Raw genomic sequence first — 22,331 nt, forward strand, 5'->3', positions numbered from 1 at the left:
GAAGCGGAGCCGGGAGGGGGCCGACAGGGCTGTGGGAGTCCGGTCGGATCCACCGTAGGCGAGGGGGCGTACGCCTGTCCACGCAGCTCGGCAATCAACTGATGTCACATCAATTGATCTACGCCACAAGCCAGTTGGCGCTCGGAGAGCGGGAGGAAGGTGGCTGCCTTGGCAACGGCGACCGGGGTTCTGGTCGTGGGCGCGGGCCCCGTGGGCCTGACCACGGCGGTCGAGCTCGCCCGGCGGGGAGTGGACTGCCGCATCGTGGACCGCAGGCCGCAGCCCCGCGAGGGGACGCGGGGCTGCACCGTGTGGCAGCGGACCCTGGAGACGTTCGAGCTGATGGGCTTGGACGTCGCGGACCTGCGGCGGCGCGGCGTCGGCTACGAGCGCCGCGTCTACCACCTCTTCGGACCCGAGGAACTGGCCGTCGGACTCGCCGAGGTCGGCGGCCGCTACCCGGTCCCGCTGCTGATCGGCCAGCAGGAGACCGAACGCGCCCTGACACGGCGGCTGCGGGAGCTGGGCGTCGAGGTCGAACGCGGCGTGCGGGCGATGGGGCTGGGGCAGGACGCCGACGGCGTGACGGTCCTCCTCGACCGCGACGGGGTACGGGAGCGGGCGCGGGCCGGCTGGGTGGTCTCCGCCGAGGGCTCGCACAGCGTGGTCCGGCAGGAGCTCGGCATCGGCTGGCGCACCACCCCCTTCCCCGGAACCCAGCTCGTCCAGGTGGACGCGGTCGCGCACGGGCTGCCGGGCGGCCCCGGCGAGGCGCACCTGTACCTCGCCGGGGACGGCTTCCTGGGAAACCTCCCGCTGCCGGGCGGCCGGCGCCGGCTGTTCGCGGCCGTCGCCGACCCCGACCCCGGCCGCCGCGAGGACCCGGCCGTGGAGGAGGTGGAGAGTTACGTCCGCAAGCTCTCCGGCTCCGCGCGCGTACGCCTGGACGCCCCGCTGCACAACTGGCGGGTGCGGCTGCACAACAGCGTCGCCGAGGACTTCCGCCGGGGCCGCTGCCTGCTCGTCGGCGACGCCGCCCGCACCGTCATGCCCGTCACCGCACAGGGCATGAACACCGGCATCCAGGACGCCTTCAACCTCGGCTGGAAACTCGCCGCCGTCCACCGTGGCGCCCCCGACGCGCTGCTGGACACCTACGCCGCCGAGCGGATGCCCGTCGCCCACGACCTGATCCGGCGCACCGAACGCTCCTTCTGGGGCGGCGTCGGCACGCCCCCCGCCGCCGAGGCGGTCCGCGCGGGGGTCCGCAAACAGCAGCGCGCCCGCGGGGCACAGGCCGTCGACTACCGCACGGGCCCGCTGAGCGAGCAGGAGTCCGACCGCCCCGGCCTGCAGGCCGGCGACCGCGCCCCGCAGGTGGCGCTCGTACGGGCGGACGGGCGTGCCACCACCCTCTACGACGAACTGCGCGAAGGCGGCTGGGTCGCGGTCACCGCCGACCGGGCCGCCCCCTTGGACGCGCTGCCCGGCGTCCGCCGCGCCCGGCTCGCCGCCGGTGAAGCCGGCGGCTACGCCCTGGAGACCGGCGAAACGCTGCTGATCCGGCCGGACGGCCACCTCGGCAGGCGCGGCCACGCGGACGAGGGGGCACGCCGGTACCTGGAGCGTGTCCTCGGCGGTTGAGCGCAGCCCGGCAAGGCCACAGACGAGAGCGAGGAGAGACATGAACGGATCACCCGGAGCGTCCGGCGACGCCAGTGAGGTCGCCCTGCCCGACGCCCGGAAGGTGTTGAGCCCCGATCCCCACCAGGCGGCCACGCTGTGGGAGGACATCACCGACAACGAGCTCTACCGCAAAGGGGTGAGCGGCCTGGCCGCCGGCGACGTCGTCTTCGACGTGGGGGCCAACATCGGGCTCGCCGCGCTGTTCTTCACCGGGCTGGTGCCCGGCCTGCGGGTGTTCGCCTTCGAACCCGCCGAGGACTGCTTCTCCTGCCTGCGCGAGAACGTCGCCCGGCACGGCCCCGGCATCACCCCCGTCCAGGCCGCCCTGGGCGCGGAGCCCGGTGAGCGGGACCTCACCTACTACCCGCGCTCGCCCGCCCAGAGCAGCTTCTACCCCGACGCGGAGGAGGACCGCCGGAACACCTCCGTCTACCTCGCCAACGCGGGCTTCGACGAGGAGCTCGCACGCGCCTTCCTCCCCGCCATGCACCAGGGACGGAGCTACCCGGTGCGGGTCACCACCGTGTCCGCCGCCCTCGACGAGCACGGCGTCGAGGAGATCGCCCTGCTGAAGATCGACGTGGAGCGGGCCGAGCAGGACGTGCTCGACGGCGTCGGCGAGGCGGCCTGGCCCCGGGTGCGCCGCGTCGTGGCCGAGATCCACGACACCGACGGGCGGCTGGCCTCCGTCGCCGAGCAGCTCACCGGCCGCGGGTTCCACGTCGAGACCGGGCAGGAGGCCCTGCTCGCCGGCACCAACGTCCACATGCTGTACGCGGCGAGGGACCACTGACACCACCCCGCCCGCCCAAGTCGTCCCTTCAACCGAGGAGTTGTGGCAGACCCATGCGCATCGTGCTGACCGCCATCCCCGCCAACGGACATCTCACCCCCATGGTGCCGCTCGCCTGGGCCCTGCGCGCCGCCGGCCACGAGGTCGTCGTCGCGGGCCAGCCCGATCTGGTGCCGGTGGCCCGGGCGGCGGGGCTGTGCGCCCAGCCGATCGGCGAGCCCTTCGGGCAACTGGCCTTCCTCCGGGAGCGGCTGCCCGAGGACGAGTCGCCGATCGAGGCGTGGGGGCGCCTGATCGAGCCCATGTACGGGATGGCGTCCCGCACCTGGGCCACGCACACTCAGTACACCGTCGACAAGTACCTGGAGTTCGCCCGCTCCTGGCGGCCCGACCTGGTCGTCAGCGAACCGTTCGAGTTCGCCGGCCGCCTGGTGAGCGGGGCACTGAAGGTGCCCCACGTCCGGCACGGCCTCGGCCTGACGGCCGTCTCCGAGCGGTTCGAGGAGACCGCCCGGGGCCTGCTCTCCTCCACCGCCGACCGGCTGGGCACCGGCGCGGGCCTGCCCGCCCCCGACCTGACCCTCGACAACTGCCCGCCCACACTGTGGTCCCCGCCCGCCGACGGCGTCCGGCAGCCCATGCGCTACATCCCGTACAACGGCACCGGCACGCTCCCCGACTGGGCGCGCGAGCCCTCCGGCCCCCGCAGGGTGTGCATCTCCCTGGGCACCCAGACCATCGTGCTCAACGGCATGCCGCTGCTGCGCAGGCTCGTCGAGGCGGTGGCCGGGATCGAGGGGGTGGAGCCGGTGATCGCGATCGCGGCCTCGGACCGCGAAGGGCTGGGCCCGGTTCCCTCCTCCGTGCGGATCGTGGAGTCCCTGCCGCTGAACCTCTTCCTGGACCGCTGCGACGTGGTCGTCCACCACGGGGGCGCCGGCACCTGCCTGACCGCGACCGCGTTCGGCCTGCCCCAGCTCGTCCTGCCGCAGTTCCTCGACCAGTTCCAGTACGGAGACCAGGTGGCCGCCTGCGGGGCGGGCCGCACGGTCGACACCGCCGACGACCAGAACAGCGTGGAGCACCTGCGGCAGGCGGTCGTCGACCTGCTCGACGACCCCTCCTACGCCCGGGTGGCCCGCGCGGTGGCCGAGGAGGCCGCGGCGATGCCGTCACCCGCGCAGACCGTCGCCCGCCTGGAACAGCTGGTGGCCGCCGGGGCCTGACCGCGAACACCGGGCACACACACGAGAACGGGAGGCCTGAGGCCTCCCGTTCCGCTGTGCGCCCCCGGATCAGCCGAACACGAACCAGTCCTTGAAGCCGATCGCGGCGGTCAAGTCGCCCTCGGTGGTCAGCAGTTTCTTGCCGTACAGCCGGAACCCGGTGACCTCGCCCGCCGCCATCAGCAGCAGATTGCCCAGCCCGACGGTCGTCACGGCGGTGGCCGGCGCGCCGGGACCCCGGCGCGCCTCGCAGCGACCCTCGCCCACCGCGACCGTGTACTGCCGCGTCCCGGCCGAGGTGGTCACGTCGAACTGGAACTCGCCCTGTGCGTCGCCCGCCCGCTGCGGGTCGAAGGCGTCCCGGTAGGCGGTGAAGACCGCGTCCAGCACCTCGTCCACCCCGCCGCAGGCCTCCACCGCGGCCGCTTCCACCTCCTCGGCCGACCTGCCCTCGGTCAGCTTCCGCAGTTCCCGGAAGTCGTGCGTACGTGCTGCCATGTCCGCTCCGATCTCGCTGTGGCTGCCGGGGGCCCGGCCCTGTCGGTCACCTTCGCAGCCGCCCCTCGACGCCCTCTGGACGCACCACGACAGCCGTGCTCCAGCGACCTGCCAGGGCACTGCCGCAAGCTCGGGGCGCACGGTTCACCGTCGCGAGGAGGGACCACGAAGCCCATGGAGATCGTCGGTGACGGCTTTATCGCCCGCCATCTTCGCCCGCTCGCCCACCGGCACCCCGGCGCCGTGGTGTTCGCGGCCGGGGTCTCGAGCGCGGGCTCGGTGTCGCAGGAGCAGTTCGCCCGGGAGGCGGACCTGCTCTACGGCACGGTCCGGCGCTGCCGCGCCGACGGGCGGCGCCTGGTCTACCTCTCGACCTGCTCGGCGGGCATGTACGGGGCGCCCGACTGCCCCGGCCGGGAGGACGGCCCGGTCTACCCCCGCTCCGCCTACGCCCGGCACAAGCTGGCCCTCGAAGGGGTGCTCGCCCTCTCGGGCGTCGCGCACCTGATCCTGCGGACGACCCACCTGGTGGGCCCGGGACAACGGCCGCACCAACTGCTCCCCTCGCTGGTCGGCCAGGTCCGCGCGGGCGCACTGGAAGTTCACCGCGGCGCCTACCGCGACCTGCTGCACATCGACGACGCCGTCCGCTTCTTCGATGCCCTGCTCGCCGCCACCGAACCGGGCCGCGTGGTCAACGTGGCCTCCGGTACCGCGGTGCCCGTCGAGGACATCGGCGCCCACCTCGAACGCGCGCTGGGCGTCGTCGCACGCAAGACCTACCGGGACGCGGCGGGCGCGTACACCGTCTCCGTCGAACGCCTCGCCGCGCTCGTACCCGACGTCCACCGGCGGGTGTCCGCGCCCGGCTACTACCGCGAGGTCATCGACCGCTACCTCCGCGAGACGCAGGCGGCGCCCGCCGACGCCGGGACGGAGCGGCGATGACCGTGCGGCTGAGCACCCCGGGCCGCCGCCACAGCCGCATCCTCGGCGTGGGCGCGTACCGGCCCCGGCGGGTGGTGGACAACGCGGAGCTGTGCCGGCGCATCGACTCCACCGAGGAGTGGATCGAGACCCGCTCCGGCATCCGCACCCGGCACTTCGCGGAACCGGACGAAACGCTGGCCCTGATGGCCACCCAGGCCGCGGCCAAGGCCCTGTCCCAGGCGGGCCTGACGGCCCCTCAGGTGGACTGCGTGATCGTGGCCAGCATGTCGAACGTGCTGCAGACCCCGCCCCTGGCCATGACCGTGGCCCACCGGCTCGGCGCCCGGGGCGCGGCGGCCTTCGACCTCTCCGCCGCCTGCGCGGGCTTCTGCCACGCGCTGGCCGTGGCGGCCGACACGGTCGCGGCCGGGGGCGCCGGGCACGTCCTGGTCGTCGGCGCCGAGCGGATGACCGACATCGTCGAGCCGCACGACCGCACCATCGCCTTCCTCTTCGCCGACGGGGCGGGAGCGGTGGTCGTCGGCCCCTCCGCGGAACCCGGCATCGGCCCGGTGGTCCGTGGCGCCGACGGGTCGCAGGCCGACGCCATCCGGATGGACGGCGCGTGGGGAGCCGCCGAGCGCCCCTACATGAGGATGGACGGCCGCCGCGTCTTCCGGTGGGCGGTCGGCCACGTCCCGCCCGCTGGACGGGCGGCCCTGGCGGCCGCGGGCGTGACCCTCGAAGAACTTGCGGCCTTCGTGCCCCACCAGGCCAATCTGCGCATGACCGAGGTCATGGCCGACCGCCTCGGACTCGCAGCCGGCACCGTCGTCGCCGACGACGTCGTGCACAGCGGCAACACCTCGGCAGCCTCCGTCCCCCTGGCCCTGGAACGGCTGGCCGACCAGGGGACGGTGCGCAGCGGGGACGCGGCGCTGCTCATCGGATTCGGGGCGGGCCTGAACTACGCGGGCCAGGTCGTGCTGTTGCCGTGACCCACGACAGGCACCACCGGACAGACACGACTCACGAGGAGGAACAGATGCGGGAATTCACCGTGACCGACTTCCAGCGGAACGTCGACGCCTGCGTCGGGGTGGAGGACTCGATCGTCTTCGACGACACCACCTTGGACGTCGAGTTCGCCGAACTCGGCCTGGATTCGCTGGCGGTCTACGAGATCATGACGCGCCTGGAGGAGGACCTGGGCTTTCCCATCCCCGACGAGGACCTCGACGACCTCAAGACGGTCGGGGGAGTGCTCACCTACGTACGCCGCAGGCTCGCGGAGGTGTAGCGGCCGCATGCGTCGGGCGGTGAGACCCCCAGGGTCCCACCGCCCTTCGCATGCGGCCGGCCGCTCACTCCTTCGCGGCCCCGACGACCGCCGCGTCTGCGTCGCCGTTCCCCTCGGCGATCGCCTGCCCGAAGTACGCGGCCGCACAGTCCGTCACCGCGAGGTCCAGGCCCAGCTCGCGGGCGTCCTCCACCACCAGCCGCAGGTCCTTGTGCATCAACGCCGCCCGGAAGGCGGCCGGTTCGTACGCCCCGCTGCGCATCACCTCGGCACGGAACGACATGACCTTGGAGCTGAACCCGCTGCCGCCGATCGCGGCCAGCAGCAGATCACGGTCGAGCCCGGCGTGCTCCCCGTAGCGCACGGCGTCCGCGAGCGAGGCGACCTGGGCACCCAGCAGCAGATTGAACGCCAGCTTCATGGCGGGCGCCCGGCCGACCGGGCCCAGCGGCAGTACGGTGCCGCCCAGCGCCCGCAGCACCGGGCCGGCCGCCTCGACGTCCTCCGGCGCCCCGGAGGCGAGCACCCGCATCGTGCCCTCGCGGGCCTGTGCCGGGTTGCCCACCACACAGGCGTCGACCCAACGGGCCCCGGCCGCCGACGCCTTGGCGGCCGCGCCGCGGGCGTAGCCGGGGGAGACGGTGGAGGTGTTGATCACCAGCATGCCGGGCCGCAGCGTGACCTGGCCGAAGAGGACCTCGTCGACGGCCTTGTCGTCGGCGAGGCTGAGCACGAGCACGTCGGCGGCGTCCGCGGCCTCGGCCGCCGAAGCGGCCAGCGCCGCACCGGCGGCGGCCACCGGGCGCGCCCGGTCGGCGGTCCGGTTGTGGACGGTGACGGGAAAACCGGAGTCGAGCAGGCGCAGCGCCATGCCGCTGCCCATGCTGCCGAGCCCCAGGAAGGCGAGGTGCGGGCCTGTCATCAGCAACCCTTCGTCTGTTTCGTCCGATGGTCAGAGCTTGGCGAGGATCTCCGGCGGCAGGCTGTCCACGGAGAGCTCGGACAGGCACCGCATGGTGCTGTTGCGGAAGTAGGTGAGGAAGCCCTCGACGGTGGAGGTGTCCCTGGGCTCGGCCAGGTACGCGGCGAGCCGCCGCTCGGCCTCCTTGACGCCCTCCTGGGCCGCCATGTGCCGGGCCACGTCGTCCAGCGTTCCGTCGAACCGGATGAAGCGGACCATCCGGTCGTCCTTGATGAACAGCGCGGTGGCCTGGATGCGGCCGATCTCCTTGCCGCTGTCGTCCCGCATGATCGGCGAGCCGGCCCGCTTGAAGTCCGCGAAGATCTCCGCGATCTCCTCCTCGAAGCCGGGCTTGACCTTGTAGGTGATGGCGGCGGTGGGCATGGGTGTCTCCTTCTTGATCGGAACGGGTTGAGAGAAGGCGTCGGCCGTGATGGGCGTGCCGGCCGTCACAGGCCGCCGTCGACGCCGAGCGTGACGCCGGTGACGTAGGCGGCCGCGCCGGACGCCAGGAACAGCACGCTTTGGGCCACCTCCTGCGCGGTCACCAGCCGCCCCAGCGCCGACATCCGGGCCATCCGGGCCCGGATCTCCGGGGACGGCCCGCCGTCCGCGCCGACGTCGACGATCCCGGGCGCGACCGCGTTGACCCGTACGCCCCGCGGGCCGAGCTCCTTGCTCAGCGACCGGGTGAGCCCGATGACGCCCGACTTCGCCGCGCCGTAGTGGGCGCGTGCCGGGACGCCCCGGGCGGCGGCGGAGGAGCCGACCGAGACGACCGAGGCGCCCTGCGCGAGCAGCGGCAGGGCCGCTCTGGTCACCCGGTAGACGGTGGTGAGGTCGGTGTCCAGTACCCGCTGCCACTCCGCCTCCGACAGCTCGGGCAGGGTGGCCGCGGCGTCGACGCCCACATTGTTGACGAGCACATCGAGCGCGGGGCCCGCCTCGCGGCAGGTGTCCATCAGCCGCTGCACGTCCTCGGGCCGGGTCACGTCGGCCCGGACGATCCGGTGCTTTCCACCGGTCTCGGCCAGCTCCCGTGCGACACCGTCCGCGGCCTCGGCATCCGTCCGGTAGCAGCCGACGACATCCGCCCCGGCCCGGGCCAGGGCCAGGGCCGTCTCCCGGCCGATCCCGCGCGTCGCTCCGGTGACAAGCGCCAGCTTGCCGTCCAATCGCTGATCCACTGTGCCTCCAGGCGTGGTCAAACGCTTCGCGTGTACGGCAGACTGTTCCGCCCCCGCCTGGACGGTCGCTGGAGCCGCGGGGCGCCCGTCACGCCCGGTGAGCGCGGTTGGCCGAAGGAACATAAGGAAGCGCCCGCTCCTTGGCCGAAGGCACAGAATCGGGCTGCGGTTCGCCCCTGTCGGGGGAATTCAGGGATAATGGGTCTAGGAGCCGCAGCCCGGATGCTGTCGGTCCGGTGCTGACTCCCCGCCCGCTTTCGCGCAAAACCGCAGGTGAGAGAGTTAGCAATGCGTTTCCTCAATGACCAGAAGCCGCCGTACGACCTGACGTACGACGATGTGTTCATGGTGCCGAGCCGCTCCGCGGTCGGTTCCCGTCAGGGTGTCGACCTGTCCGCCCAGGACGGGACGGGCACCACCATCCCGCTGGTGGTCGCCAACATGACCGCGATCGCGGGCCGCCGTATGGCCGAGACCGTCGCCCGCCGCGGTGGCATCGTCGTCATCCCCCAGGACATCCCGATCGAGGTCGTCACCGAGGTCATCTCCTGGGTCAAGAGCCGCCACCACGTGCTCGACACCCCGATCGTGCTGACCCCGACCCAGACCGTCGCCGACGCGCTGTCCCTGCTGCACAAGCGGGCCCACGGCGCGGGCGTCGTCGTCGACGGCGAGCACCGCCCGGTCGGCGTCGTCACCGAGTCCGACCTGACCGGCGTGGACCGCTTCACGCAGCTGTCCGAGGTCATGTCCAAGGAGCTGCTGCTCCTCGACGCCGACATCGACCCGCGCGAGGCGTTCAACCAGCTCGACGCCGCCCACCGCAAGCTCGCCCCCGCCGTGGACAAGGACGGCAAGCTCGCCGGCATCCTGACCCGCAAGGGCGCCCTGCGCGCGACCCTCTACACCCCCGCCACCGACGCGGACGGCAAGCTGCGCATCGCCGCCGCCGTCGGCATCAACGGCGACGTGGCGGGCAAGGCCAAGGCCCTGCTGGAGGCCGGTGCCGACACCATCGTCGTGGACACCGCCCATGGCCACCAGGAGGGCATGATCTCCGCGGTCAAGGCCGTCCGGTCCCTGGACCCGCAGGTCCCGATCGTCGCGGGCAACATCGTCGCCGCCGAGGGCGTGCGCGACCTCATCGAGGCCGGCGCCGACATCATCAAGGTCGGTGTGGGCCCGGGCGCCATGTGCACCACCCGCATGATGACCGGCGTGGGCCGCCCGCAGTTCTCCGCCGTCCTCGAGTGCTCCGCCGAGGCCAAGAAGTACGGCAAGCACGTGTGGGCCGACGGTGGCGTCCGTCACCCCCGTGACGTGGCGATGGCGCTGGCCGCCGGCGCCTCCAACGTCATGATCGGCTCCTGGTTCGCCGGTACGTACGAGTCCCCGGGCGACCTGCAGCAGACCGCCGACGGCCGGCTGTACAAGGAGAGCTTCGGCATGGCCTCGGCGCGCGCCGTGCGCAACCGCACCTCCGAGGAGTCCGCCTACGACCGCGCCCGCAAGGGCCTGTTCGAGGAGGGCATCTCCACCTCCCGCATGTTCCTCGACCCGGCCCGCCCGGGCGTCGAGGACCTGATCGACTCGATCATCGCGGGCGTCCGCTCCTCCTGCACCTACGCCGGTGCGGGCTCCTTGGAGGAGTTCCAGGAGCGGGCCGTCGTCGGCGTCCAGAGCGCCGCCGGCTACGCCGAGGGCAAGCCGCTGCACGCCAGCTGGCAGTAACCCTCCGTGGTCCCGAAAGGGGCGCGGCCCGGTTCCGGGCCGCGCCCCTTTTTTGCTGTCCGTGTACCGATTCATAACACGACGTGCAACGATCGCCCGCTCTGTGTCCCCGGACGCAATGATCGTCCGCTCATACGCAAGAATGGTGCATTACGAGCGCGGGCCCTGACCTCGTAAGGTCTGCGCAGTACGTGGAGTGGCGGGTACCGCTTGCTCGGCGGTCCCCCCTTGCTACGGGTTTGCTCTGCCCTGCCGGCGCGCCCGCGGGTGATCGCTGTCGGTCACCGCCTCCACCGGCAGAGATGAACGGAGCCACCCAGTGTTGGACCAAGGCATAGCGCCGCCCGCCACCGGTGAGGACCAGCGGACCCCGAAGCAGCAGTCCACCGGCTTCGGCGCGCGCCTCATGCGGCGCAAGCCGGTCGAGCGACTGGTCGCCGAGGGCGGCCAGGGCGAGGGCGGCTCCCTGCGCCGCTCGCTCGGCATGTGGCAGCTGACGATGATCAGCATTGGGGCGACCCTCGGCACGGGCATCTTCGTCGTCCTCGGCCAGGCTGTGCCGCAGGCGGGCCCTGCGGTGATCATCTCGTTCGTCCTCGCGGGCATCACCGCCCTGTTCTCGGCGCTGTCCTACGCCGAGCTGGCGGGCAGCATCCCGGTCTCCGGATCCTCGTACTCCTACGCGTACGCCACCCTCGGCGAGCTCATCGCCTGGGTCTGCGGCTGGTGCCTGATCCTCGAGTACGGCGTCTCGGTCGCGGCCGTGGCCGTCGGCTGGGGGCAGTACCTCAACGAGCTGCTCGACGGCACGATCGGCGTCACCATCCCCGCCGCGCTGGCCAACCCGCCGGGCGTCGACGGCGGCATCTTCAACCTGCCCGCGCTGCTGGTCGTCCTGCTGTGCATGGCGTTCCTGCTGGGCGGCGCCAAGGAGAGCGCCCGCGCCAACACCATCATGGTGGGCGTGAAGATCGTGTCGCTGCTGCTCTTCTGCGCCGTCGCGTACACCGGCATCCGCGCCGGCAACTACAAGCCGTTCATGCCGCTGGGCCTCGGCGGCGTCAGCGCCGCGGGCGCCACGCTCTTCTTCTCCTACATCGGCTTCGACGCCGCCTCCACCGCGGGCGAGGAGGCCAAGGACCCCAAGCGGGACCTGCCGAAGGCGATCATGCTGTCGCTGCTGATCGTCACCGCGCTGTACGTCCTGGTCGCGGCGATCGCGGTCGGTGCCATGCCGTGGGGCCAGTTCAAGGACTCCGAGGCCGCGCTGGCCGGGATCATGAAGGACGTCACCGGCCAGAGCTTCTGGGCCGTGCTGCTCGCCGCCGGTGCGGTCATCGCCATCGCGAGCGTCGTGCTGACCGTGCTCTACGGCCAGACCCGCATCCTCTTCGCGATGTCCCGCGACGGCCTGGTCCCCAAGACCTTCGCCAAGGTCAACCCGCGCAACGGTGTGCCGCGCAGCAACACGGTGATCGTCTCCCTCTTCTGCGGCATCCTCGCCGCGGCGATCCCGCTGGGCCAGCTGGCCGACGCCACGAGCATCGGCACGCTCTTCGCCTTCGCCCTGGTCAACGTGGCCGTCATGGTGCTCCGCCGCACCCGCCCCGGGATGCGCCGCACCTTCCGGGTCCCGTTCGGCCCGCTCTTCCCGGCCATCGGCCTGGTGATGTGCGTGTACATGATGGGCAGCCTCGACGTGGTCACCTGGGAGGTCTTCGGCGGCTGGATGCTCGTCGGCCTCGTCATCTACTTCGCCTACGGCATGAGCCGCTCGAAGCTGGCGACGGAGGGCGCGGAGCTGCTCGAGCCGGTGGCTGTGGAATCCGCGGACGCGGGTGAGCCGAAGGCTGCGGCCAAGGTCGCGGTGAAGGCCGCGGCCAAGGGTGAGGCCAAGGCCGCCGAGGTGAAGAAGGCCGCCGAGCCGAAGAAGACCGGTGAGGAGCCGAAGAAGGCCGCCGAGCCGGGGAAGGCCGCTGAGCCGAAGAAGGCCGCCGGGTCGGCCAAGGCCGGGGCCAAGCCCGCCGCCAAGCCCCGGCCGGCGAGGCCGGGCAAGAATGCCAAGGGCCGGAAGAAGAGCAAGCGACGGCGCTAGCTCGGTCCGGCCGGCTCCAGCGAGAGCGAAACCGCGGGTCGCGTGGGTCCCCTGTACGGGTGACCCCGCGGCCCGCGGGCGTTCCCGGGCCGTTCACCCGGTTCTGGGCGGGCGGAACACCGAAAGCGTGATCTACTGCTCGTGGCAAACAGCAGGTACCCCGTAGAAAAGATCGACCCGCCGTGCGATTGAACGAGCTCGACGAACGCATCGTGCATGCCCTGGCCGAAGACGCCAGGCGCTCCTACGCCGACATCGGCTCGGAGGTCGGCCTCTCCGCGCCCGCCGTCAAACGGCGCGTGGACCGGCTGCGCGCCGAGGGCGCCATCACCGGCTTCACCGTCCGGGTCGACCCCGCCGCCCTCGGCTGGGAGACGGAAGGCTTCATCGAGCTCTACTGCCGCCGCAACACCTCCCCGGAAGCCATCCACCGCGGCCTCTCGCGCTACCCCGAGGTGGCCTCCGCCTCCACCGTCACCGGCGAGGCCGACGCCATCGTCCAGATCTTCGCCTCGGACATGCGTCACTTCGAGCGCGTGCTGGAGCGCATCGCGGGCGAGCCCTTCGTGGAGCGCACCAAGTCGGTGCTGGTGCTCTCCCCGCTGCTGCGCCGCTTCAGCTCCGGCGCACCCTCCTGACCCCTTCCGCCCCGGTCAGCCCTTGGGCAGCGGCTGCGGCTCCCACGGCGCCACCGTGAAGTCGCCGCTCTCGACGATCTCGTAGGGCGCGGAGCTCACGCACTTGGGCAGGTCCTTCATGCTGCTCGGGTCGTTCGTGATCGCCCAGCTGTAGCCGAGCCGGTCCCGCTTGCCCTTGCCCTGGTCGACGACGGTGAAGCCGACCCGCTTTCCCTTGAGACCCGGCTTGTCGGTCCGGGTGACGATGCCGGTGGCCACGGCCACGTTGCCGCCGGAGATCAGGCAGTCGATCCTGCCCTCGGCCCAGGCGCCGCCGCCCTGGACGAAGCGGTGGCTGAAGCCGAACGTGCCCTTCGCCTGCTCCCCGGCACCGTGTGCGTCGAAAGAGAAGTGCACGGTGTCGCCGGAGTAGCGGTACATCTTGGCGGAACCGGTCAGCGCGGGCTCCTTCGCGAAATGGGTGTCCCCGGCGGAGTCGGCGGCGAGCGCCGGGCAGGCGACCGCGGCGGTCAGCAGCAGGGCACCACCGACGGTGGCGAGGCGGGTGCGCGAAGGACGGTTCACGGCAGGCCCTTTCGATGGGCGAGGCGGGACATCGGCCGGTGATCCCGGCCGGTGATCACACTCCCGCGCGGCGCGGTGCGCGCACATCGCGCCAGGGAGTGATCACCGCTCATCCCCATGGCGGGCCGCCGTCGGTCCGCAGGCGTACGAGGGCCCGAATCCGGCCGGTGCGACGACGCGCAACGAATCGCCGCCGATCCCGGCAAAGGCGCAACGAATGTGCCACTGGCACGCAACGTCGGCGCCTTGTCCGGCCGAGAGCGCAAACCGTACCGTCAATGCCACTGACGAATGCGTGTTTGGCCCCCGCCCGCTCGACGCTGAAGAGGACGCATGACACCGCTGCGTATCGCGCTGTACCAAGGCCCCAGTGGTGTTCCCGCCTCGACCGCCGACAGCCTGCACTCCCTCGCCGGCGCCGCCCGCCGGGCCGCGGAGGCCGGGGCGCGGCTGCTGCTGACCAACGAGCTGTACCTCACCGGATACGCCCTCGGGGACACGGCGGCGGACCGTGCCGAGCCGGCCGACGGCCCCGGCGCCGAAGCCGTGGCGGAGATCGCCGCCGAGCACGGCCTGGCCATCGGCTACGGCTATCCCGAGCGCGACGGCGAGGCGGTCTACAACTCCTTCCAGCTGCTCGGTCCGGACGGCGCCGCCCTGGCCAACTACCGCAAGACCCACCTCTTCGGCGCGTATGAGACCGGATCCTTCCGCCCGGGGGACGAGGCCGTCGTCCAGGCCGACTTCGACGGCCTCCGGCTGGGGATCCTGATCTGCTACGACGTGGAGTTCCCGGAGACCGTGCGGGCCCACGCCCTGGCCGGCACCGAGCTGCTGCTGACGCCTACCGCGCTGATGCGGCCGTACGAGATCGTTCCGCAGACGATCGTGCCTGCCCGCGCGTGGGAGAGCCAGCTCTACATCGCGTACGTCAACCGCTGCGGCGAGGAAGGCGACTTCACCTTCGCGGGGCTGTCCTGCCTCGCCGCCCCCGACGGGACCGTCCGGGCGCGCGCGGGCGCCGGTGAGGATCTGATCTTCGCCGACGTCGACCCGGGGCTGCTGAAGGCCTCGCGTGCAGAGACCACCTATCTGGGCGATCGCCGCCCCGAGCTGTACTCGGCGCTCGTCTGAGCTCGCTCGCCCCATCCCCACCCCCCTGCCAGTAGGAGAGTTCAGCCGATGACGTCCACGGTGCCCACTGCCGTCCACGACGAGCAGGCCAAGCCCGCCGAGCCGCCGATCACCATGTTCGGGCCGGACTTCCCGTTCGCCTACGACGACTTCCTGGCCCACCCGGCGGGTCTGGGCCAGATACCGGCCACCGAGCACGGCACCGAGGTCGCCGTCATCGGCGGTGGACTGTCCGGCATCATCGCCGCGTACGAGCTGATGAAGATGGGCCTCAAGCCCGTCGTCTACGAGGCCGACCAGATCGGCGGCCGGCTGCGGACCGTCGGCTTCGAGGGCTGCGAGGGCGAGCTCACGGCCGAGATGGGCGCGATGCGCTTCCCGCCGTCCTCCACCGCCTTCCAGCACTACATCGACCTGGTGGGCCTGGAGACCAAGCCCTTCCCCAACCCGCTCGCGCCGGAGACCCCCTCCACCGTCGTGGACCTCAAGGGCGAGTCCCACTACGCGGAGACGATCGAGGACCTGCCGCAGGTCTACCGCGACGTGGCGAACGCGTGGAACGCCTGCCTGGAGGAGGGCGCGGACTTCTCCGACATGAACCGCGCCATGCGCGAGCGCGATGTGCCGCGCATCCGCGAGATCTGGGCGAAGCTCGTGGAGAAGCTGGACAACCAGACCTTCTACGGCTTCCTCTGCGAGTCGGAGGCCTTCAAGTCCTTCCGGCACCGGGAGATCTTCGGCCAGGTCGGCTTCGGCACCGGAGGCTGGGACACCGACTTCCCCAACTCCATCCTGGAGATCCTGCGCGTCGTCTACACCGAGGCCGACGACCACCACCGCGGCATCGTCGGCGGCAGCCAGCAGCTGCCGCTGCGGCTGTGGGAGCGCGAGCCGCAGAAGATCATCCACTGGGCGCCCGGCACCTCGCTGTCCACGCTGCACGGCGGCACCCCCCGCCCGGCCGTGACCAGGCTGCACCGCACGGCGGGCAATCACATCACGGTCACGGACGCGAGCGGTGACATCCGCACCTACCGGGCGGCGATCTTCACGGCGCAGTCGTGGATGCTGCTGTCGAAGATCGAGTGCGACGACTCGCTCTTCCCCATCGACCACTGGACGGCGATGGAGCGCACCCACTACATGGAGTCGTCCAAGCTGTTCGTGCCGGTCGACCGGCCGTTCTGGCTGGACAAGGCCGTCGACGACAAGGGAAATCCGACCGGGCGGGACGTCATGTCGATGACGCTCACCGACCGGATGACCCGCGGCACCTACCTGCTGGACGACGGGCCGGACAAGCCCGCCGTCATCTGCCTGTCGTACACCTGGTGCGACGACAGCCTCAAGTGGCTGCCGCTGTCGGCGAACGAGCGCATGGAGGTCATGCTCAAGTCGCTCGGCGAGATCTACCCCAAGGTCGACATCCGCAAGCACATCATCGGCAACCCGGTGACGGTCTCCTGGGAGAACGAGCCCTACTTCATGGGCGCGTTCAAGGCGAACCTGCCGGGCCACTACCGCTACCAGCGGCGGCTGTTCACCCACTTCATGCAGGACCGGCTGCCCGAGGACAAGCGCGGCATCTTCCTGGCGGGAGACGACATCTCCTGGACGGCCGGCTGGGCCGAGGGCGCCGTGCAGACCGCACTGAACGCGGTGTGGGGCGTCATGAACCAGTTCGGCGGCGCCACGGACGCCACCAACCCCGGCCCGGGCGACGTCTACGACGAGATCGCGCCCGTCGAGCTGTCGGAGGACTGACCCTCCTCGCTGCCGCCGCCGCACCCGCCCGGTGCGGCGGCGCTTCAGCCCAGGGGTGTGAGCAGACACCGGCTCACCATCCCCACGCTCGCGTCGACGCGGTCCGTGAACTCCTCGGCCAGATCGGGCAGGGAGCGCATCGCCCACAGTGCGCGGAAGGACGCCCAGGCCGCATTGCGCGCGGCCTCCAGCGTCCACGAGCCGACCAGGTGCGTCAGCGGATCGGCCACGTCCAGCAGATCCGGCCCCGGCATCAACTCCTCGCGGATGCGCTCCTCCATGGACGTGAGCAGCTCGCCGATCCGGTGGAAGTCGGCCTCCAGCGCGCGCGGTTCGGCATCGACGGCCCGGCAGGTCTCGGCGAGGGCCAGCGCCAGATCGTGCCCGATGTGGGCGTTGATCCCCGCGAGCGCGAACTGCAGGGGCTGCACGGCCGGATGGCCCCGCAGCTGGAACAGCGGTCGCCAGCAGGCGGGCGTCCGCCGCCCGGCGGAGGCCTGGTCGACGGCGTGCAGAAAGCGCTTGGCGAAGCGCACGTCCAGCTCCGCGGCCGCCTTGCGGTCACGGAACGTGCCGCTCGCCACCCGGCGGCCGACTTCTTCGGTGACCGCCAGATACACCCGGTTGAAGACGGCCACCCCGTCCCTCGGCGGCAGTGCGGCCTCCAGGCTCCGCATCCGCGCCAGTACCCAGTCGATACCGGCGGGCACCGCCGGCTGCGCCCGCGTCATCGTCATATGCACAGAGTGACAGTCGAACACGGAGCGTAGGTGATCGGGCCGGGCATTTAACTCGAACGGGTGAACGGATCGCCGGGTCCGGGCGGCTTCAGCTCTGGGGCGGTGTCAGCTCCGGGGTGGTGTCCCGCCCTGTACCGGGCCGCCTTCGCCCGCGGTGTCGTCGTAACCGCTGGTCCCCGAGTCCAGCAGCGGCCCCTGCTGCTTGAGGTGCGCCGGGGCCATGGCCCGCAGGGCGTGGTAGCCGCTGATGACCACGATCGTGCCCAGCGCGATGCCGCTCAGCTCGAAGTTCCGGCTGATCTTGAGGCTGACGCCGCCGATGCCGATGATGACGCCCGCCGCCACCGGCACCAGGTTCAGCGGATTGCGCAGATCCACCTTGTTGTGCACCCAGATCTGCGCACCCAGCAGGCCGATCATGCCGTAGAGGATCACGGTGATGCCGCCCAGGACGCCGCCCGGGATGGCCGCGACGACCGCGCCGAACTTGGGGCAGAGGCCGAAGAGCAGCGCGAAGCCGGCGGCCGCCCAGTAGGCGGCGGTGGAGTAGACGCGGGTGGCCGCCATGACGCCGATGTTCTCGGAGTAGGTGGTGTTGGCCGGGCCGCCCACCGCCGTGGAGAGCACGGTCGCCACGCCGTCCGCCGAGATCGCGGTGCCCAGCTGGTCGTCCAGCGGATCGCCCGTCATCTCGCCGACCGCCTTGACGTGCCCGGCGTTCTCCGCGATCAGTGCGATGACGACCGGCAGCGCCACCAGCGCCGCCGACCAGCCGAAGCTGGGCCCGTGCAGCGAGGGAAGGCCGATCCAGTCGGCCTTGGACACCCCCGACAGGTCCAGCCGCCAGTGGTCCACCGCCTCGGTGCCGCCGTGCACCGAGTGGATCTTCCCGAAGATCCGGTCGAAGACCCACGAGACCGCATAGCCGAAGACCAGCCCGAGGAAGATCGCGATCCGTGACCAGAAGCCCCGCAGGCACACCACCGCGAGCCCGGTGAAGAGCATGGTCAGCAGTGCCGTCCACTGGTCCTGCGGCCAGTACGTGCGCGCGGTCACCGGCGCCAGGTTGAAGCCGATCAGCATGACCACCGCGCCGGTGACCACCGGCGGCATCGCCGCGTGGATGATCCGCGCCCCGAAGGTCCGCACCGCGAGACCGGCGAGGAAGAGGGCCACGCCGACCACGAGGATCGCCCCCGTGACGGCGGCGCTGTCACCCCCCTGCGCCCGGATGATCGCAGCCACCCCGACGAAGGAGAGGCTGCACCCCAGATAGCTGGGCACCCGGCCGCGCGTCGCGAGGAGGAAGAGGATCGTGGCGACGCCCGACATCATGATCGCCAAGTTGGGGTCCAGGCCCATGAGCACCGGAGCGACGAACGACGCCCCGAACATGGCGACCACGTGCTGGGCGCCGAGCCCCGCGGTCCTGGGCCAGGTGAGCCGCTCGTCCGGTCTGACGACGGCGCCGGGGGCGGGGGTGCGCCCGTCGCCGTGCAGAGTCCAGCGCACGCCGAGGCCCATGACGTCTCCCGATGTCTCGCGTTGTGATGATCCGGTCAATGCTAAGCCGGGCCGTGCGGTGCCCCGCGCTCCGGCGGAGGGGCCCCCGCCCCTGTGGCCCCGCCTCGCGGTGTTGCTGCGATCGGCGCAATTAACACCTCGTAGGGCTGTATGCCTGCGACCTTCGGCAGCTCCTCGGCGTGTGCGAGGTATGCGTTCGGTGTCCGATTTCCTGCACTACAGGAGACACACATGCGTAAGTTCGTCGGCCGCTCTGCGGCCGCCGCGATTCTCGCTGCGGCAGTCATCGTTCCGGTTTCCGGAGTGGCCCAGGCAGCGCCACAGGTCGTGCCGGCCAACCAGTCGTGGGACCACGACCACGGCCGTGACCACGACGACTGCGACCGTGGGGGCCACAGCTGGGGCCGTGACGGTGGCTGGAGCCGTGAGGAATGGACCCGTAGCGACCGCTGGGGCGGTGGCTGGGGCGGTGGCTGCGGCGGCGGTAACCGCTGGGGTGGCAACTGGGGCAACTGGGGTGGCAACTGGGGTGGCATCCTCGGCCTCGGCTGGGGCTGGAACCACCACAAGCACCATGGAGACTGGGGCAACTGGGGTGGCGGCTGGGGCGGTAACTGCGGCTGGAGCAACTGGGGTGGCAACTGGGGTGGCGGCCGCGGGGAATGCGGCAGTTGGGGTCGTGGCCGCGAGGGCGGCTGGGAGCGTGGCCGCGAGGGCGGCTGGGAGCGTGGCCGCGAGGGCGGCTGGGAGCGTGACCGCTGCGACCGTGACCGCGACCGCTGCGACCACGGCCGCGACCGCCGCGACCGCGACTGCGACCACGGTCGCCGCGACGACCGCCGCGACGACCGTCGTGACGACCGTCGTGACGACGGCCGCCGCGACCGTGACTGCGACCACGGCCGTGACCGGCACGACGGCGGCCGTCACCACGGCAACCGTGTAACCCTCTGACCGCTCGCGCCTGACGGTCCCCTTTCACCGCGGGCCGTGGGCGACCCCCTCCGGGGTCGTTCCGCGGCCCGCGGCGGCGTTCCGGGCCGGAACCCGCTCCCCGGACGCGTCAGCAGGAGCCCATGTCCTGCCACACCCCCCACTCGCCGGTGGTACCCGGTTCCTCGCCCTGCGTCCACCACTTCGCCTTCCAGGTGTGCGCCTTCCAGGAGACGGTGACCCCGCCGTTGTACGCGGCCGCCTTGTCCCAGGGCGCGGCCGTGCACGTCCCGCCGGTGGGCGTGGCCGTGGGGCTGCCGGTCGGCGTGGGGGTGGATCCGCCGGGGTCGACGACCGTCGTGCCGCGGGCCAGGTCCCCGGCCAGGGCATAGGTCTTCCCGCCGAAGCTCACCGTCCAGTTGGAGGGCGTGGCAGCGGGCAGGTAGTAGACGTAGTCGAGGTCCGCCGAGGCGCCCGGGGCGAGCGGCTGGGAGGCGGGCAGCTTCACCGACACGCGGTTGTAGTCGCCCTTGAGGCCGCCGATGTTGTCCGGCGCGTTGTGATCGCTGCGGATCACCTTGAGCCCCCAGCCCGACTGGTCCTTGGCGTTGCCCGGTGCGGAGCTGCCGTAGTCGAACTGGAACTCCGCGCCGCCGGGGAGGGTGGTCTTGGTGTTGTTGGCGAGGTGGATCTTGGGGTTGATGGGGTAATTCGAGTCGCCGAGCGGGAAGTTGACGAGGCTGGCGTCGACGGCCAGCGCTTCGGACGGCAGGTCGGTGGTGGCGCGCCGGGCGCCGTAGGCCGGGGCGGCCTTGAAGGCGTCGTACATCGCCGAGGTGAGGGTGGAGCCCGGTTCGTGCTGGCCCTTGGCGGCGTTCCAGCCGTAGTCGCCCGCGAGCTCCCAGACCATCGTGCCGCCGAGGCCCTTGTCGATCACGTACTGCGCTTTGGCCTTCACCGACTGCTCGTCCTCGGTGGACAGGAAGACCTTCTTCTCGGCGTTCCAGAGCCAGGGCGCGGTCAGCGTGGCGTCGTAGTTGCGGACGTACGAGCCGGTGAGCCTGGTGCCGGCCGGGAAGCCGTACCGGGTGGCGTAGTCGCCGACGATGCCCTTCTCCAGGTTCTTCGCGTGCCACATCGGGTTGGAGCCGGCCGGGGACTCCTTGCCGTCGTCGTCGTTGTCGTGCCAGAGGTCGTCGATGCCGACCGCGCCGTCGCCACAGCTGGTCAGCCCCGATCCGGCCGGGCAGGTGGTGGTCTTCGCCGTGCCCCACAGGCCGTTCGAGCCGCCGGTGACGTTCTTCCAGCCGCGGGTGTAATACGGCAGGCCCAGATTGATCCGCCCTGGGGGCAGCGCGCCGCGGAAGTAGTGGTAGGCCCAGTCGCCGTTGAGGTAGCCGATGCCGCCGTACTGCGGGGTGGTGTAGACGCCCCACTTGGCGAGCTCCGCGTCCTTTCCGTCGTCGTACAGGGCGGCATTGGGTCCGACGAATTCGTTCCAGGCGCCGTGCAGGTCGTACGACATCACATTGACGTAGTCCAGGTATTTCGTGGCCCGGTACGTCTCCATGCCCCGCAGCAGATAGCCGGAGGAGGGGGCGGCGACGGACAGCAGATAGTGCCTGCCGTCGGCGGCGCCCGCCCGGTCGAGCTTTTCCCGCAGGGTTTTCAGCAGCGCCGCATAGCCCTGGTCGAGACCGCCGCGCCGGGCGTTGGCGAGCGTCCAGTCCTTGGGGTTTCCGGCGTCCTTCATCGACGTCGGGTACTCGTAGTCGATGTCGACGCCGTTGAAACCGTATTTCTTGACGAAGGCGACGGCCGAATCCGCGAAGGTGTCGATTCCGGACTGGTTCACCGAGCCGTCGGCATTGGTGGCCGTCTTGTAGAAGCCGCCCGAGTCGACGCGTTTTCCGTGCTCGTCGAGGTAGCCGCCGGTCTCCGCCCAGCCGCCCACCGATATGAGCGTCTTGACGTCCGGGTGCTGCTTCTTGAATTTGCCGAGCAGATTGAAGTGGCCCTGGTAGGGGAGGGCGGGGTCCATCTCGGCTCCGGGGACGCCCGGCCACGTCATTCCGGTGGCGGGGTTGTCCGGGCCGTCCGCGCCGACGGAGATCTTGTCGTCCGGGCCGACGTGGGCGAAGGCGTAGTTGAGGTGGGTGACCTTCTCCCACGGGATGTCGGGGACGAGGTAGGCGGGGGTGCCGTCCTTGCCGGTGCGCCAGCCGGTGAAGTAGCCGATGACGCGGCGCTGGTGCCCGTCGCCCATCTTCTCCCGGCCTGCGGAGTCGTAGACGGAACAGTAGGGGACCTCGACGCCCGGGGTGATGTAGAGGCCGTCGGGGCGGCAGGCGGACTGGTCCTCGGCATGCGAGACGGCAGTGGAGAGGGTGCCGGTGACCAGTCCCGCGAGCGCGGCGCCGGCGGCCGCCAGCGCGGCCGTGCGTCTGCGGAGCCAGGGCGTTCTGCTGCGGGGCAACACGATCGGGTCCTCCAGTGGGGGGCTCGTGAGAGCGGTGAGGGGGGTGCGCCGTGCTGTGGCCCCTGATGTGCGCACACCAGACGCCGTACTCCTCGGAGGTGTGGCAGAGGTTAAGAGGACTAGACCAGTTGGTCAATAGGTCTGTACC

At 71.5% G+C, this 22,331-nt stretch carries 20 protein-coding genes; 12 read left to right on the top strand and 8 right to left on the bottom strand.

Annotation, left to right across the window (positions count from 1 at the left end):
- Positions 1 to 168: 168 nt before the first annotated feature.
- The 3 genes from FHS39_RS21195 to FHS39_RS21205 are packed head-to-tail and all read left to right on the top strand — an operon-like array spanning position 169 to position 3,705.
- On the top strand, positions 169 to 1,644 hold the full coding sequence (locus tag FHS39_RS21195; RefSeq protein ID WP_184350999.1) for an FAD-dependent oxidoreductase: 1,476 nt from the start codon (positions 169 to 171) through the stop codon (positions 1,642 to 1,644).
- A gap of 40 nt (positions 1,645 to 1,684) precedes the next feature.
- A complete protein-coding gene (locus FHS39_RS21200; protein ID WP_184351000.1) occupies positions 1,685 to 2,479 on the top strand; it encodes an FkbM family methyltransferase in 795 nt (264 codons plus the stop codon).
- 53 nt (positions 2,480 to 2,532) lie between these two features.
- Positions 2,533 to 3,705: a nucleotide disphospho-sugar-binding domain-containing protein gene (locus FHS39_RS21205; RefSeq protein ID WP_184351001.1), complete on the top strand. Its 1,173-nt coding sequence runs from the start codon at positions 2,533 to 2,535 to the stop codon at positions 3,703 to 3,705.
- 69 nt (positions 3,706 to 3,774) lie between these two features.
- Here the strand turns inward: FHS39_RS21205 and FHS39_RS21210 are convergent, their stop codons facing one another.
- Positions 3,775 to 4,203: a hypothetical protein gene (locus tag FHS39_RS21210; protein WP_184351002.1), complete on the bottom strand. Its 429-nt coding sequence runs from the start codon at positions 4,201 to 4,203 to the stop codon at positions 3,775 to 3,777.
- A gap of 174 nt (positions 4,204 to 4,377) precedes the next feature.
- On the opposite strand from FHS39_RS21210, the gene FHS39_RS21215 reads away from it, so the two are divergent.
- From FHS39_RS21215 to FHS39_RS21225, 3 genes are read left to right on the top strand one after another with little or no spacing between them, the layout of a single operon-like run.
- Positions 4,378 to 5,151: an NAD-dependent epimerase/dehydratase family protein gene (locus FHS39_RS21215; RefSeq protein ID WP_184351003.1), complete on the top strand. Its 774-nt coding sequence runs from the start codon at positions 4,378 to 4,380 to the stop codon at positions 5,149 to 5,151.
- Complete coding sequence (locus FHS39_RS21220; protein ID WP_184351004.1) at positions 5,148 to 6,131, top strand: beta-ketoacyl-ACP synthase III; 984 nt, start codon at positions 5,148 to 5,150, stop codon at positions 6,129 to 6,131. Before FHS39_RS21215 ends, FHS39_RS21220 begins: the two co-directional genes overlap by 4 nt.
- A 47-nt stretch (positions 6,132 to 6,178) precedes the next feature.
- Complete coding sequence (locus tag FHS39_RS21225; protein WP_184351005.1) at positions 6,179 to 6,433, top strand: acyl carrier protein; 255 nt, start codon at positions 6,179 to 6,181, stop codon at positions 6,431 to 6,433.
- Positions 6,434 to 6,497: 64 nt separating this feature from the next.
- Here the strand turns inward: FHS39_RS21225 and FHS39_RS21230 are convergent, their stop codons facing one another.
- The 3 genes from FHS39_RS21230 to FHS39_RS21240 form a co-directional block, all read right to left on the bottom strand.
- Positions 6,498 to 7,355, bottom strand: a complete 858-nt coding sequence (locus FHS39_RS21230) for an NAD(P)-dependent oxidoreductase (RefSeq protein ID WP_184351006.1) — start codon at positions 7,353 to 7,355, stop codon at positions 6,498 to 6,500.
- Positions 7,356 to 7,385: 30 nt separating this feature from the next.
- Positions 7,386 to 7,778 (bottom strand): SchA/CurD-like domain-containing protein, encoded by a 393-nt coding sequence (locus tag FHS39_RS21235; protein ID WP_184351007.1) that lies wholly within the window; start codon positions 7,776 to 7,778, stop codon positions 7,386 to 7,388.
- A gap of 65 nt (positions 7,779 to 7,843) precedes the next feature.
- Positions 7,844 to 8,581, bottom strand: a complete 738-nt coding sequence (locus FHS39_RS21240) for an SDR family oxidoreductase (protein WP_184351008.1) — start codon at positions 8,579 to 8,581, stop codon at positions 7,844 to 7,846.
- Positions 8,582 to 8,869: 288 nt separating this feature from the next.
- On the opposite strand from FHS39_RS21240, the gene FHS39_RS21245 reads away from it, so the two are divergent.
- The 3 genes from FHS39_RS21245 (at position 8,870) to FHS39_RS21255 (ending at position 13,045) form a co-directional block, all read left to right on the top strand.
- Positions 8,870 to 10,312: a GuaB1 family IMP dehydrogenase-related protein gene (locus FHS39_RS21245; RefSeq protein ID WP_045932836.1), complete on the top strand. Its 1,443-nt coding sequence runs from the start codon at positions 8,870 to 8,872 to the stop codon at positions 10,310 to 10,312.
- 319 nt (positions 10,313 to 10,631) lie between these two features.
- Positions 10,632 to 12,407, top strand: a complete 1,776-nt coding sequence (locus FHS39_RS21250) for an amino acid permease (RefSeq protein ID WP_425507803.1) — start codon at positions 10,632 to 10,634, stop codon at positions 12,405 to 12,407.
- Positions 12,408 to 12,589: 182 nt separating this feature from the next.
- Positions 12,590 to 13,045, top strand: a complete 456-nt coding sequence (locus FHS39_RS21255) for an Lrp/AsnC family transcriptional regulator (protein ID WP_045932835.1) — start codon at positions 12,590 to 12,592, stop codon at positions 13,043 to 13,045.
- A 15-nt stretch (positions 13,046 to 13,060) separates the two neighbouring features.
- On the opposite strand, the gene FHS39_RS21260 is transcribed toward FHS39_RS21255, so the two are convergent.
- A complete protein-coding gene (locus FHS39_RS21260) occupies positions 13,061 to 13,609 on the bottom strand; it encodes a hypothetical protein (RefSeq protein ID WP_184351009.1) in 549 nt (182 codons plus the stop codon).
- A gap of 333 nt (positions 13,610 to 13,942) precedes the next feature.
- Here FHS39_RS21260 and FHS39_RS21265 point away from each other — a divergent pair, with 333 nt between their 5' ends.
- Complete coding sequence (locus FHS39_RS21265; RefSeq protein WP_184351010.1) at positions 13,943 to 14,743, top strand: carbon-nitrogen hydrolase family protein; 801 nt, start codon at positions 13,943 to 13,945, stop codon at positions 14,741 to 14,743.
- 48 nt (positions 14,744 to 14,791) lie between these two features.
- Positions 14,792 to 16,507 (top strand): flavin monoamine oxidase family protein, encoded by a 1,716-nt coding sequence (locus tag FHS39_RS21270; protein WP_184351011.1) that lies wholly within the window; start codon positions 14,792 to 14,794, stop codon positions 16,505 to 16,507.
- Positions 16,508 to 16,551: 44 nt separating this feature from the next.
- Here FHS39_RS21270 and FHS39_RS21275 read toward each other — a convergent pair whose 3' ends face one another.
- Positions 16,552 to 17,244 carry a DUF5995 family protein gene (locus FHS39_RS21275; protein WP_184351012.1) on the bottom strand — a complete coding sequence of 231 codons (693 nt, stop codon included), beginning with the start codon at positions 17,242 to 17,244 and terminating at the stop codon, positions 16,552 to 16,554.
- A gap of 108 nt (positions 17,245 to 17,352) precedes the next feature.
- Entirely contained in the window at positions 17,353 to 18,771 is a 1,419-nt protein-coding gene (locus FHS39_RS21280; protein ID WP_184351013.1) for a uracil-xanthine permease family protein, read from the bottom strand.
- A gap of 231 nt (positions 18,772 to 19,002) precedes the next feature.
- Between FHS39_RS21280 and FHS39_RS21285 the strand changes: the two genes are divergently transcribed.
- Positions 19,003 to 19,725, top strand: a complete 723-nt coding sequence (locus FHS39_RS21285) for a hypothetical protein (protein WP_184351014.1) — start codon at positions 19,003 to 19,005, stop codon at positions 19,723 to 19,725.
- Between the two features lie 109 nt (positions 19,726 to 19,834).
- Here FHS39_RS21285 and FHS39_RS21290 read toward each other — a convergent pair whose 3' ends face one another.
- On the bottom strand, positions 19,835 to 22,183 hold the full coding sequence (locus FHS39_RS21290) for a chitinase C-terminal domain-containing protein (RefSeq protein ID WP_343069670.1): 2,349 nt from the start codon (positions 22,181 to 22,183) through the stop codon (positions 19,835 to 19,837).
- Between the last annotated feature and the right edge of the window lie 148 nt (positions 22,184 to 22,331).

It is taken from the genome of Streptomyces olivoverticillatus, from assembly GCF_014203555.1.
In the GTDB taxonomy this organism is placed as follows: domain Bacteria; phylum Actinomycetota; class Actinomycetes; order Streptomycetales; family Streptomycetaceae; genus Streptomyces; species Streptomyces olivoverticillatus.